The following is a 12,505-nucleotide window of genomic DNA, read 5'->3' as shown; positions in this document are numbered from 1 at the left end:
TATGCGCAAGAAGACGTTCGCCGCGGCCGCGCTGCTCGCCGCCGCCACTTTGACCCTCTCCGCGTGCGGCAGCGGTGACGACAGCGGCTCGCCGGTCTCCGTGGTCTCCGAGGAGGCCGGCTCGGACAAGGCCGCCACCGTCCTCGACCAGCCGTTCGAGAAGCCGGACCTGGTCCTCACCGACACCCGGGGCAAGTCGTACGACCTCCGCAAGGAGACCGCGGGCAAGCCGACCCTGATCTACTTCGGCTACACCCACTGCCCCGACATCTGCCCGCTGACGATGAACAACATCGCCGTCGCCAAGAAGTCGCTGCCCAAGTCCGAACAGGACGAGTTGCGCGTGGTGTTCGTCACCACCGACCCGGACCGGGACACCCCGTCCGAGCTCGGCAAGTGGCTCAAGGGCATCGACACCCAGTTCGTCGGCCTGACCGGCGACTTCTCCACCATCCAGGCCGGCGCCCGCACCCTCGGCATCTCCATCGAGCCGACGCACAAGGACAAGAACGGCAAGGCCGTCTCCGTGCACGGCACCCAGGTCGTCGCGTTCTCCCCTAAGACCGACGCCGGATACGTCCTCTACGGCGAGGACGCCACCGTGGACGACTACACCAAGGACCTCCCCAAGCTCCTGAAGGGTGCGAAGCCGTGAGGCCCCTGGCCGTACCCCTCGTGGTGCTCACCGGGTCCCTGGTCCTGGCCGGCTGCGGTTCGGACTCCGGCTCCGACAGCGGTTCCGGCGACGGCATCTCCGTCTCCGGCGCCTACATGCCGCAGCCGGTGTCCGACGACATGGCGGCCGGCTATCTGACGATCGCCAACGACAGCGGTACGAAGGCCGAGCTGACCTCGGTCAGCAGTGACGTCGGCGAAGTCACCATGCACAGGACGGTCGGCGGCGCGATGGAGGCGATCACCCGGTTCTCCATCCCCGCCCACGGTCAACTCGCGTTCAAAAGCGGTGACAACCATCTGATGTTCGACAAGCTGAAGCACAAGCCCGAACAGGGCCAGACGGTCTCCGTCGAACTGCACTTCGCCAAGGCGGACCCGGTCGTCGTGAAGATGCCGGTGAAGTCGGCGACATACATCCCGAAGACCGGAAACTGACGGAGGGATCACCTTGACGCCGACCATCGCCCCCCGCGTCCGGACCCTGGTGCTGCTGCTCCTGGCCGCGGCCGGCCTGCTCCTCGGCGGGGCCGCGCCGGCCTCCGCGCACGCCGCCCTGACCGGCAGCGACCCCCGGCAGGGGGCGGTGGTCGACAAGGCGCCCACCCAGGTCTCGCTGACCTTCTCCGAGCAGGTCTCGATGTCCGCCGACTCGCTGCGCGTGCTCGACCCCAAGGGCACGCCCGTCCAGCGCGGCAAGCCGTCCAACGTGAGCGGGACGACGTACGCCGTCCAGCTGCACAGCGGCCTGCCCGACGGCACCTACACCGTCACCTACCAGGTCGTGTCCGCGGACAGCCATCCCGTCTCCGGCGCCTACACCTTCTCCGTCGGCGCACCCTCGTCCACATCCGTCTCGGTGTCCGACGGCACCGCGGGCGGCGGGGTCGTCGGCTGGCTGTACGGCTTCGGGCGGTACATGTCGTACGCCGGCTTCGTCGTCCTGGTAGGCGGGGCCGCCTTCGTCCTCGCCTGCTGGCAGCGCGGCTCCGGCGTACGGGCCGTACAGCGGCTCGTCGTCTCCGGCTGGCTCACGCTCACCTCGGCCACGCTTGTGCTGCTGCTCCTGCGCGGCTCCTATACGGGCTCCGGCAAGGTCGGCGACATCTTCGACCTGGACCTGCTCGGCCAGGTCCTCCAGACCAAGACGGGCGCGGCGCTGGTGTCCCGGCTGCTGCTGCTCGCCGCGGCCGCGCTGTTCATCGCCGTGCTCTTCGGGGCGTACGACAAGCGCGAAGGCCAGGAGAAGCGGGATCTGACCTTCGGGCTCGCCATCGGCGGATTCGTCGTGGCCGCCGGGCTCGCCGCGAGCTGGGCGATGTCCGAGCACGCCTCCGTAGGGCTCCAGGCGGGCATCTCCATGCCGGTCGACGTCGTCCACCTGCTGGCCGTCGCGACCTGGCTCGGCGGCCTCACCGCCCTGCTCGTGGCCCTGTACCGGGCGCCCGCGGACACACCCGTCGACCCGGCCGCCGTACGCCGCTTCTCGTCCGTCGCCTTCGGGAGCGTCGTCGCGCTGGTGCTGACCGGGACCTACCAGTCGTGGCGCCAGCTCGGCTCCTGGTCGGCGTTCACCGACACGCGGTACGGGCAGTTGCTGCTCGTCAAGATCGGCCTCGTCGCGCTGCTCGTGGGCATCGCGTACATCTCCCGGCGCTGGACGGCACAGCTCGCGGACACGGTGGTCCAGCGGAGCAAGCAGGCGCCTCAGAAGGAGCAGGTCACCGCCGGCGGCTCCAAGGGCGCCGGCGATGCCAAGCGCGCCGCGCAGCTCGCCCGGCAACAGGCCGCGATGGACGTGGCGCGGCAGAAGCGGGAGCGGGACGCCGACCCGAACCGGTTCGGGCTGCGCCGCTCGGTGCTCGCCGAGGCCACGGTCGCCGTCGTGCTGCTCGCCGTCACCACCGTGCTGACGCAGACCGAACCGGGTCGTACGGAGCAGGACGCCAAGGCGGCCTCGTCTTCCTCGTCCTCGTCCTCTTCGTCCTCCTCGAACCCGTCGTCGGGGGCGGTCACCCTGGACATGTCGTTCGACACCGGCGGCGAGGACGGCAAGGGCGTCGTCCGCGTCGATCTCGACCCCGCGCGCGTGGGCGCCAACGAAATGCACGTCTACGTGGAGCGGCCCAACGGGCGCGCCTTCGACATCCCCGAGGTGAAGGTCGCCTTCACCCTGAAGACCAAGGACATCGGGCCGCTGCCCGTCGTCCCCGACCACATCACCACCGGCCACTGGGCGGCGAGCGGAGTGCAGATCCCCATGGCGGGCGAGTGGACGGTCGCGGTGACCGTGCGGACCTCCGACATCGACCAGACGACCGTCTCCAAGAACGCGCAGATCGGCTGAAGCACACCATGCCTGACCAGTCCATCCCGGAGGCCCGAACTCCCGCTCTTGAGGAGGGCGCTTCCGAACAGGCCCCCTCAATGGAGGGCCTTTCGCGGCGCAAGCTGCTGAGCACCGCCGGCGCCACCGGGCTCGTCCTCGGTGCGGCCGGCGGGGCCGTGGGATACGCCGCCCGCCCGGCCGAGGCCACCCCGCTCACCTCCGTGGGTACCGATGAGGTGATGTTTCACGGGAAACATCAGCCCGGCATCACCCAGGGCCTCCAGGCCCGCGGCCATCTCATCGCCTTCGACCTGGCGGCCGGCGCAGGCCGCAAGGAGGCCGCCGCGCTGCTGCGCCGCTGGTCTCAGACGGCCCGGCGGCTGATGGCGGGCGAGGCGGCGACGCAGGACGACACGGATGTCGCCCGGGACGCCGGCCCGTCCTCGCTCACGGTCACCTTCGGATTCGGCCACAGCTTCTTCGCCCGCACCGGGCTGGAGAAACAGCGCCCGGCCTCCCTGGACCCGCTGCCCGACTTCTCCTCCGACCACCTCGACAAGAAGCGCAGCGACGGCGACCTGTGGGTGCAGATCGGCGCCGACGACGCGCTGGTCGCCTTCCACGCCCTGCGCGCGATCCAGAAGGACGCGGGCGGCGCGGCCCGCATCCGCTGGCAGATGAACGGCTTCAACCGCACACCGGGCGCCACTTCCCAACCCATGACGGCCCGCAACCTCATGGGCCAGATGGACGGCACCCGCAATCCGAAGCCGAGCGAGTCCGACTTCGACCAGCGGATCTTCGTGCCCTCCTCCGGTTCGAGCGACCCGTCGTGGATGGCCGACGGCTCCTACGCCGTCGTACGCCGTATCCGCATGCTCCTCGACGACTGGGAGAAGCTCTCGGTCACGGCCCAGGAGGACGTCATCGGGCGCCGCAAGTCCGACGGGGCGGCGCTGTCCGGGGGCACCGAGACGACCGACATGGACCTGGAGAAGGCCGACGCCAAGGGCAACCTGGTCGTCCCGATCAACGCCCACGCCCGCATCACCCGGCCCGACCAGAACGGGGGCGCGGCGATGCTCCGGCGCCCCTTCTCGTACCACGACGGCTTCGACGGCGACGGAGTCCCCGACGCCGGCCTCCTCTTCGTCTGCTGGCAGGCGGACCCCCTGCGCGGCTTCGTCCCCGTCCAGCGCAAGCTCGACCGGGGCGACGCCCTGTCCCGGTTCATCCGCCACGAGTCGAGCGGCCTGTTCGCGGTGCCGGGCGGGGCGGCGGAGGGGGAGTACGTGGGGCAGGGGTTGCTGGAGGGGTGACGATTCCGGGGGTGTCGTACGACTACTGCACAGTCGTACGACAGTGAGGTCGCCCTCGGGGGTGGCTGGGCCAGGATGCGTGCTACCGGATCGGCAAGGGCCATTAGGGTGAGGTCATGCCAGCGAGCTATGCGTATCTCGGCCCTGAGGGCACCTTCACCGAAGTCGCCCTGCGCACGCTTCCCGAGGCGGCCACCCGTGAACTGATCCCGTACGTGTCCGTGCAGTCCGCGCTCGACGCGGTGCGCGTCGGTGAGGCCGAGGCCGCGTTCGTGCCGATCGAGAACTCCGTCGAGGGCGGGATCACGACGACGCTCGACGAACTGGTCGCGGGCGCACCGTTGATGATCTACCGCGAGGTGCTGCTGTCGATCACCTTCGCGCTGCTGGTCCGGCCCGGCACCAAGCTGTCGGACATCAAGACGGTCTCCGCGCATCCGGCCGCCCAGCCGCAGGTGCGCAACTGGCTCAAGAAGAACCTCCCGGACGTCCACTGGGAGTCGGCCGCCTCGAACGCGGACGCCGCCCGCCTGGTCCAGGAGGGCCAGTACGACGCCGCCTTCGCGGGCGAGTTCGCGGCCGCCCGGTACGGCCTGGAGGCCCTGGAGACCGGGATCCACGACGCGGAGAACGCCCAGACGCGGTTCGTGCTCGTCGGCCGGCCCGCCCGGCCCGCCGCACCGACCGGCGCCGACAAGACGTCCGTCGTGCTGTGGCAGCGCGACGACCACCCCGGCGGCCTGCGCGACCTGCTCGGCGAGTTCGCCACCCGGGGCATCAACCTGATGCTGCTGCAGTCCCGGCCCACCGGTGCGGGCATCGGCAACTACTGCTTCTGCATCGACGCCGAGGGCCACATCTCCGACCGCCGGGTCGCAGAAGCGCTGACGGGGCTCAAGCGGATCTGCCTCCAGGTGCGCTTCCTCGGCTCGTATCCGCGCGCGGACGTGGATGTGGCGGACGTACGCCCTCCGTTCCCGGGGACCTCGGACGAGGAGTTCGTGTCTGCGGCGGACTGGGTGGCGCGATGCCAGGATGGACGTTTCTAGAACGTTTCCGACCACTCCTACCTGCATATTTTAGTTATCCACAGGAGTTTTCCACAGGTGAGCTTCTCGACCTGGGGACAAGTCGACAACGAAGCGCGACTCAGTCGACAAATCGCCCTACAGCGCCCAAGTTCGTCCACAGTCCCGTAGGTCACTCTTCGTCCACCCGTTTCCCTCCCGCCATCCTTTGGGGCGACCCATTTCCACCCGAAAGTGGGCGGGACGCTGGTTTGGGGCGGGATTCCTTCGCCCCGCACACCCGACTCGGAATGATCGCTTCCGACATCCACAGATCTTTCGCACAGCCTGTGGATAACTTTTCGGCGCTGTGGATTTCTGTGGACGAAGGGCACCCCAAGTCCCGCTCCCCACAAGGGAATCGAGTCAACTTCGCGCCCTCTGCATGCCCCGTCCCAGGGAGTGAGACGCCTTTTATTGACACACCCGGCAATTGCCGCATAACGCAACGTAGGCCTCGATTCGGCGCAGCACGGAATAGTGAGTCGTGAGCCGTCACCCCGCACCGGTAGCCTTGGTCGCGTGATTGACCTTCGCCTGCTCCGTGAGGACCCCGACCGTGTGCGCGCCTCCCAGCGCGCCCGTGGAGAGGACGTCGCGCTCGTCGACTCTCTCCTGTCCGCCGACGAGCGGCGCAGGTCGTCCGGCGTACGCTTCGACGAGCTGCGTGCCGAGCAGAAGGCGCTCGGCAAGCTGATCCCCAAGGCCTCCGGAGACGAGAGGGCCGAGCTGCTGAAGAAGGCGAGCCAGCTCGCCGCCGACGTCAAGGCCGCCGACGCCGAGCGCGACGCGGCCGACACCGAGACCCAGGAGCTCGTCCTCCAGCTCAGCAACCTCGTGCACCCCGAGGTGCCCGTGGGCGGCGAGGAGGACTTCGTCACGCTGGAGACGCACGGCACGATCCGCGACTTCGGCGCCGAGGGCTTCGAGCCCAAGGACCACCTGGAGCTCGGCACGACCCTCGGCGCGATCGACGTCGAACGCGGCGCCAAGGTCTCCGGCTCGCGCTTCTACTTCCTCACCGGCATCGGCGCCCTGCTGGAGCTCGCCCTGGTGAACGCGGCGATCGCGCAGGCCACGGCGGCCGGCTTCACGCCGATGCTGACGCCCGCGTTGGTCCGCCCCCAGTCGATGGCCGGCACCGGCTTCCTCGGCCAGGCCGCGCAGGACGTCTACCACCTCGACAAGGACGACCTCTACCTCGTCGGCACGTCCGAGGTCGCCCTCGCGGCGTACCACATGGACGAGATCATCGACGCCGACCGCCTCCCGCTGCGCTACGCGGGCTTCTCGCCCTGCTTCCGCCGCGAGGCCGGTTCGCACGGCAAGGACACCCGCGGCATCTTCCGCGTCCACCAGTTCGACAAGGTCGAGATGTTCTCGTACGTCGACCCGGCGGACTCCCAGGCCGAGCACCAGCGCCTGCTCGAGTGGGAGAAGCAGTGGCTGACCTCGCTGGAACTGCCGTTCCGGGTCATCGACGTCGCCTCCGCCGACCTCGGCTCCTCGGCCGCCCGCAAGTTCGACTGCGAGGCGTGGATCCCGACGCAGGGCAAGTACCGCGAGCTGACCTCGACCTCCGACTGCACCGAGTACCAGTCCCGCCGCCTGTCGATCCGCGTCCGTGACGGCAAGCAGGTCAAGCCGCTGGCGACGCTCAACGGCACGCTGTGCGCCGTACCGCGCACGATCGTGGCGATCCTGGAGAACCACCAGCAGGCCGACGGCTCCGTCCGGGTTCCGGAAGTGCTCCGCCCCTTCCTGGGCGGCCGGGAGATCCTGGAGCCGGTCGCCAAGTGAGTACGTCCGCTGCACCGGGCTTTCCCTACCGCCTGATCGCGACCGACCTCGACGGAACGCTCCTGCGCTCCGACGAGTCGGTCTCGCAGCGCACCCGTGAGGCACTCGCCGCGGCCACCGCGGCGGGTGCCGCTCACATCGTCGTGACGGGCCGCGCCGCCCCGTGGACCCGCCACATCCTCGACGACCTCGGCTACAACGGCCTCGCGGTCTGCGCCCAGGGCGCCCAGGTGTACGACGCCGGCGAGCACCGCCTGCTGACCTCGGTGACGCTGGACCGCCAGCTGGCCGGCGTGGCACTGGCCAAGATCGAGGCGGAGGTCGGCCCGCTGTACCTCGCGGCGAGCCGGGACGGCCTGGACGGCGAGGTGCTGGTCGGCCCCGGTTACGCGGTCACCGGCAAGCTCCCCGCGACACCCTTCACGGACGCGTCCGACCTCTGGACCGCCCCGCTGAACAAGATCTACATACAGCACCCCACGCTGACGGACGACGAGTTGGCCGAGGCATCCCGACAGGCCGCCGGCGGCTTCGTCAACGTCGCGATGGCCGGAGAGGGCATCGTCGAGCTGCTCCCCCTCGGCCTCTCCAAGGCGACGGGACTGTCCCTGGCGGCCCGCCGCCTGGGCATGAAGGCCGCCGACACGATCGCCTTCGGCGACATGCCCAACGACATCCCGATGTTCGCCTGGTCCTCCTACGGTGTGGCCATGGCCAACGCCCACGAGGAACTCAAGTCGGTGGCGGACGAGGTGACGTCCTCCAACGAAGGGGACGGGATCGCGGTGGTGTTGGAGCGGTTGCTGGGCTGAGGGCCGGGCCCTTCCTGCCGTGCCCAGCCGAGAACTCGGCCGTGAACTCGGCCGAGTTCACGGTGCCAACGTCTTGCGGAGGATGCACGGATCGAACGTGCGCGGGGTTGCCCCCGACCATGGCTTAGCAAGCCAGTGCCTTACCACTCGGCCAATCCTCCGGGTGGGCGGCCTCACGCGAGCGCAGTGCGCCGCGTGCTCGAAGCGGCCGCCCCGGGCAGCTCCCCGTGCGGGGCGGACTCGACGGAGGGGTAACTACTCCGGAGTCCGCCGCGGGCTGCCCTGTGGGGAGCTCGACGGACTGTCGTGCATGGACATCGTCGACCTCCTCCCCAGTGTGTGGCGCCGGTTCGATCCGGCGTCCTGGACACAACCACTGTGCCCGTACGCCGTGTTCGACGCCACTGATTAACCGCCGGCCCCGGACTCCCTCACCGCCGCCGCCACCTGCGCCGACGCTTGCTGAAGAACCACCCCGCGGGCGGCTCGTCGGAGCGCCAGGGCTGCGGCTCGGGCTTCTCGGTGCGCCAGCGTGCGGCCAGCATCCGGGCTCGCGCGGACGGCTCGGAGGTCTCGGCGGACCGTATGAAGTCGTCGTCCAGGACGAGGTCGTCCCAGACCTCGTCCCCGGACTGTCCGCGACTCTCGTACTGTGACGCCTCGTCCGCCATCCCCGTCCTCCCAGCCGTGCGCCCGCGTTTGCCCAGTCTGCCCGGACCGAGGTGAAGCCCCGGTCAATAAGCAGTGCGTCTACTCCTCGCCCGCGAGCGTCAGTGACCGCAGTTTCTGCCCCGCGTACCAGGTCGCCAGGACGGTGACCGCGACCAGCAGGACCGTCGCCGTCGTCAGCCCGACGTCGGATGTCACCAGGTCCCCGCCGGCCACCTTGTGGGCCACCGCCAGCGACCACTGCTGGACGCTGAGCGTGCGTGCCCCGGCCACCAGGGAGCCGAACAGGGCCTCCCAGACGAGCGCGTAGACGAGGCCGAACACCACCGCGTGCCGGGACACCGTGCCGAGCAGCAGGAAGAGCGCCGCGTAGGCGATGGAGGCGACCAGTGAGGCCACCGTGTAGGCGACGGCGATCTGCTGGCCGTTGCCGTTGAGGATCAACCCCGCGATCAGGGTGGGCACCGCGGAGAACACCATCGTCACGGCGATCGCGACGATCAGCTTGGTGAAGATGATCGTCGGCCGTTTGATGGGCTTGGACAGCAGGTAGACCACGGAGCCGTCGTCGATCTCCGGGCCGATCGCGCCGGTGCCCGCGATGACGCCGATGATCGGCACCATGGTGGCGAGCGCGAGCCCGCCCAGCAGGTCGGACGCGGTCTGGTCGTCGGCGCCGGCCAGGCCGCGCACCACGACGGAGATCGCGATCAGCAGCAGGGGCAGCGCGCCCAGGATGAGGGCCCGACGCCGGCCGAGCAGGGCGCGGTAGGTGAGTCGGGCGACTGTGGGGTCGTACATGTTCGGCCTCCTACGCCGCGACGAGATACGAGAAGACGGACTCGAGCGACTCGTCGGACGGCGAGACCGTGAGCAGCCGGATGCCGTGGTCCCTGGCCACGCGCGGCAACAGGGCCGTGAAGCGGCCGAAGTCGACGGCCTGGATGCGCAACGCGCCCTCCGCCAGGTCGACTTCGATGCCGGACGTGGACGGGTCGGCGATCAGCGCGGCCGCGAGGGCGCGGTCGTCGCTGGAGCGCACCAGGTAGCGGTGCGGGCGGTCGGTCATCAGGCGGCGGATCTTGCGGAAGTCGCCGCTGGCCGCATGCCGTCCGGCGACCACGACCTCGATGTGCCGGGCGAGTTGTTCGACCTCTTCGAGGATGTGGGACGAGAACAGGACCGTGCGGCCCTCGTCACCCATGCGCCTGAGCAGGTCCATGAGCTGCATGCGCTGGCGCGGGTCCATGCCGTTGAAGGGCTCGTCGAGCAGGAGCAGGGACGGGTCGTGGACCAGCGCGCTCGCCATCTTCACGCGCTGCCGCATGCCCTTGGAGTACGTCGAGATCTTGCGGTCCTGCGCGTACTCCATCTCGACCGTGGCCAGCGCCTTCTGGGCCGCCTTGGCGCCCAGGCCGTGCAACTCGGCGTTGGCGACGACGAATTCGCGGCCCGTGAGGAAGTCGTACATCGCCTCGCGTTCGGGGACGATGCCGATGTGCTTGTAGATGTTCTCGTTGCGCCAGACCTGCTGGCCGTCGAGGGTGACGGTGCCGGTGGAGGGGGCCAGGAAGCCGCCCATCATGTTGATGAGGGTGGACTTTCCGGCGCCGTTGGGGCCCAGCAGGCCGGTGACGCCGGGGCCGATCGTCATGGTGATGTCGTTGACGGCGACCACGTTGCCGAACCAGCGCGAGACGTGGTCGATGTTGAGCGTGGTCACAGTCCGACCTTTCGGTAGCGGCGCATCAGGAGGCCGTAGCAGGCGGCGATCAGGCCGAGCGTGACGAGGACGTAGACCACACCCTCCCCGTTCGTCGGGCCGACCCCTCCGGGGGACGCCGAGCTCGCGCCGAGGAACGCGGACTGCACTCCGTCGATGAGTGTGATGGGCGAGAACAGGCCGATCCAGGCGATGGATCCGGTGCTGGACTGCACGTCGGCGATGGCCTGGAGCGTGGAGACCGCGCCGTAGGAGATGGTCAGGACGGCGATCACGGCGGCGATGCCGAAGCCGCGGCGCGGGGTGACCGACGCGATGACCAGGCCGAGGCCGGCGAAGAGCAGTGAGAGAAGTGCCACCGAGACGAGCCCCTGTGCGAATCCCTTGGTCTGGTCGGTGAAGTCGAGCTTGGCCAGCAGGGCGCCCACATAGAGCACCAGCAGCGGGGCGGCGGTGAGGATGAACAGCGCCGAGGCCAGGGCCGCGAACTTCGCGCGTACGTAGTCGGCGGTCTCGATGGGCCGCGAGAAGTACAGCGGGACTGTCTTGAAGCGCAGGTCGCGCGAGACGGACTGGGGTGCCTGCGAGGCGACGTACAGGCTGATGACGGCCTGCATGACGATCGCGTAGCGCGTGTAGTCGAGGGGCAGGTCCTTGGCCTTCGTGGCGACCGCGACGGCGACCATGATGGCCGCGGGCACGCACATCACCACGAACAGCAGCATCGGCAGGACCTTGGACTTGACCGAGCGGCCGAGGCCGTAGGAGCCGCGCAGGGACTGCGAGTAGAGAGAGCGGGTGGCGTAGGAGCGGCCCAGACGCGGGCCGTCGTACGTGCGATAACCGATGTTGTGAATGCGGGTCTGGTCACCCGAAGGTGCCGCCGGTGTCCGCAGGGGCTGCTCAACCGCCATGGCCGACCGCCTCCTTCCGCTGCTCGTCCTCGTTCGTGAAGACCTCGGAGATGTGGTGCCTGCGCTGCTCCATGCGCACCAGGCCGAGGCCGAGGTCGGCGACCACGTCGCGCACCAGGTCGTACGTCTCCTCGCCCTGCGCGGTGAGCAGCAGTACGTGTCCGGCGCCCGGCAGGCCGGCGCCGCTGTCGAGGACGTCCATCCCGCGCGCGTGGAGCGCGTCGCGCACCGCACGGGTGCCGTCCGGGTGCTCGTCGGTGTCGGTGACCTCGATCGCGAGGGTGGTCGTGATCTGGGTGAAGTCGGTGGTGGAGCTGGAGCGCAGGAGCTTGCCGCCGTCGACCACGACCACGTGGTCGCAGGTGCGCTCCAGCTCGCCCAGCAGGTGGGAGGTGACCAGGACGGAGATGCCGAAGTCGGTGTAGATGCGGCGGATCAGGCCGAGCATCTCGTCACGGCCGACCGGGTCGAGGCCATTGGTCGGCTCGTCCAGGAGGACCAGCTGCGGGTCGTGCACGAGGGCTTGCGCCAGCTTCACGCGCTGCTTCATGCCGGTGGAGTAGCCGCCGATGGGCCGGTAGCGCTCCTCGTACAGCCCCACGTGCCGCAGGGTGTCCGCGGTGCGCTCGCGCGCGGCGGTGGGCGGCAGGCCGGACATGCGCGCCATGTGGACCACGAACTCGGTGGCCGAGACGTCGGGCGGCAGGCAGTCGTGTTCCGGCATGTAGCCGACCCGCTCGCGGATGGCGGCGCCCTTGGTGGCGACATCGAGTCCGAGCACTTCGGCGCGGCCCTCGGTGGCGGGGGACAGACCCAGAAGGATCTTGATCAGTGTGGACTTGCCGGCTCCATTGGCTCCGACGAGTCCGGTCACACCGGGCCCGACGTCCACGGAGAGCCGGTCAAGCGCGGTCACCCGGGGGAACCGCTTGCTCAGGCTTTCGGTCGCGATCACAGTCACGTCTTCGACAGTAGTGACCTGGACCACGCCGGTCGTCACCCCGCAGAGCCGTCTTGGTATCAGACTCCAGGCGTACGGGTCCCTAAGGGTCCCCCTCAGGTCGAACAACGCATGGCCGGTTCTCCACATCCGCCAAACGTCCGCGAAGTTGTCCACACCCGCCTGGTTGTCCACAGCCCGCCGTCACGCCTGTTGACGGAGCCTCTGATGACTGTCACATTCACCAGTGTCAAGTT

12 protein-coding genes and 1 tRNA gene are annotated in these 12,505 nt (G+C 69.5%); 7 read left to right on the top strand and 6 right to left on the bottom strand.

All coding sequences use genetic code 11. From position 1 onward, the window contains the following. The first annotated feature begins 1 nt into the window (after position 1). The 7 genes from ADK57_RS24575 to ADK57_RS24545 all read left to right on the top strand — a co-directional run bounded on the left by ADK57_RS24575 (position 2) and on the right by ADK57_RS24545 (position 8,002). Positions 2-655 (top strand): SCO family protein, encoded by a 654-nt coding sequence (locus ADK57_RS24575; RefSeq protein WP_053751713.1) that lies wholly within the window; start codon positions 2-4, stop codon positions 653-655. Continuing rightward, a complete protein-coding gene (locus tag ADK57_RS24570; RefSeq protein WP_053751712.1) occupies positions 652-1,113 on the top strand; it encodes a copper chaperone PCu(A)C in 462 nt (153 codons plus the stop codon). Before ADK57_RS24575 ends, ADK57_RS24570 begins: the two co-directional genes overlap by 4 nt. A gap of 13 nt (positions 1,114-1,126) precedes the next feature. Further along, positions 1,127-3,022, top strand: coding sequence for a copper resistance CopC/CopD family protein (locus tag ADK57_RS24565; RefSeq protein WP_053751711.1), 1,896 nt, complete (start codon positions 1,127-1,129; stop codon positions 3,020-3,022). Positions 3,023-3,030: 8 nt separating this feature from the next. Then, on the top strand, positions 3,031-4,323 hold the full coding sequence (gene efeB, locus ADK57_RS24560) for an iron uptake transporter deferrochelatase/peroxidase subunit (RefSeq protein WP_053751710.1): 1,293 nt from the start codon (positions 3,031-3,033) through the stop codon (positions 4,321-4,323). 116 nt (positions 4,324-4,439) lie between these two features. Continuing rightward, positions 4,440-5,372, top strand: coding sequence for a prephenate dehydratase (gene pheA, locus ADK57_RS24555; RefSeq protein ID WP_053751709.1), 933 nt, complete (start codon positions 4,440-4,442; stop codon positions 5,370-5,372). A gap of 540 nt (positions 5,373-5,912) precedes the next feature. Next, the gene (gene serS, locus ADK57_RS24550) at positions 5,913-7,190 is read left to right on the top strand and encodes a serine--tRNA ligase (protein WP_053751708.1); all 1,278 of its coding nucleotides are present in this window, start codon (positions 5,913-5,915) and stop codon (positions 7,188-7,190) included. Further along, a complete protein-coding gene (locus tag ADK57_RS24545) occupies positions 7,187-8,002 on the top strand; it encodes an HAD family hydrolase (protein ID WP_053751707.1) in 816 nt (271 codons plus the stop codon). Before serS ends, ADK57_RS24545 begins: the two co-directional genes overlap by 4 nt. A gap of 76 nt (positions 8,003-8,078) precedes the next feature. Here the strand turns inward: ADK57_RS24545 and ADK57_RS24540 are convergent. From ADK57_RS24540 to ADK57_RS24515, 6 genes are all read right to left on the bottom strand, one after another. Then, a tRNA-Ser gene (locus tag ADK57_RS24540) sits at positions 8,079-8,163 on the bottom strand. A gap of 270 nt (positions 8,164-8,433) precedes the next feature. Then, the gene (locus tag ADK57_RS24535; RefSeq protein WP_053751706.1) at positions 8,434-8,673 is read right to left on the bottom strand and encodes a hypothetical protein; all 240 of its coding nucleotides are present in this window, start codon (positions 8,671-8,673) and stop codon (positions 8,434-8,436) included. Positions 8,674-8,752: 79 nt separating this feature from the next. Beyond that, a complete protein-coding gene (locus tag ADK57_RS24530) occupies positions 8,753-9,472 on the bottom strand; it encodes an ABC transporter permease subunit (RefSeq protein ID WP_053751705.1) in 720 nt (239 codons plus the stop codon). A 10-nt stretch (positions 9,473-9,482) separates the two neighbouring features. Next, positions 9,483-10,394 carry an ABC transporter ATP-binding protein gene (locus ADK57_RS24525; RefSeq protein WP_053751704.1) on the bottom strand — a complete coding sequence of 304 codons (912 nt, stop codon included), beginning with the start codon at positions 10,392-10,394 and terminating at the stop codon, positions 9,483-9,485. After that, positions 10,391-11,308 (bottom strand): hypothetical protein, encoded by a 918-nt coding sequence (locus tag ADK57_RS24520; protein ID WP_053751703.1) that lies wholly within the window; start codon positions 11,306-11,308, stop codon positions 10,391-10,393. Before ADK57_RS24520 ends, ADK57_RS24525 begins: the two co-directional genes overlap by 4 nt. Further along, entirely contained in the window at positions 11,298-12,263 is a 966-nt protein-coding gene (locus ADK57_RS24515) for an ABC transporter ATP-binding protein (protein ID WP_053751739.1), read from the bottom strand. Before ADK57_RS24515 ends, ADK57_RS24520 begins: the two co-directional genes overlap by 11 nt. Between the last annotated feature and the right edge of the window lie 242 nt (positions 12,264-12,505).

The organism is Streptomyces sp. MMG1533 (assembly GCF_001279775.1).
GTDB lineage: Bacteria > Actinomycetota > Actinomycetes > Streptomycetales > Streptomycetaceae > Streptomyces.
This window is presented reverse-complemented; position numbering and strand designations above follow the sequence as displayed.

Bases quoted from the DNA above. Each gene is read 5' to 3' on its own strand.
- ADK57_RS24575 (WP_053751713.1), top strand. From the start codon at position 2: ATGCGCAAGAAGACGTTCGCCGCGGCCGCGCTGCTCGCCGCCGCCACT.
- efeB (WP_053751710.1), top strand. From the start codon at position 3,031: ATGCCTGACCAGTCCATCCCGGAGGCCCGAACTCCCGCTCTTGAGGAG.
- pheA (WP_053751709.1), top strand. From the start codon at position 4,440: ATGCCAGCGAGCTATGCGTATCTCGGCCCTGAGGGCACCTTCACCGAA.
- ADK57_RS24535 (WP_053751706.1), bottom strand. From the start codon at position 8,673: ATGGCGGACGAGGCGTCACAGTACGAGAGTCGCGGACAGTCCGGGGAC.
- ADK57_RS24530 (WP_053751705.1), bottom strand. From the start codon at position 9,472: ATGTACGACCCCACAGTCGCCCGACTCACCTACCGCGCCCTGCTCGGC.
- ADK57_RS24520 (WP_053751703.1), bottom strand. From the start codon at position 11,308: ATGGCGGTTGAGCAGCCCCTGCGGACACCGGCGGCACCTTCGGGTGAC.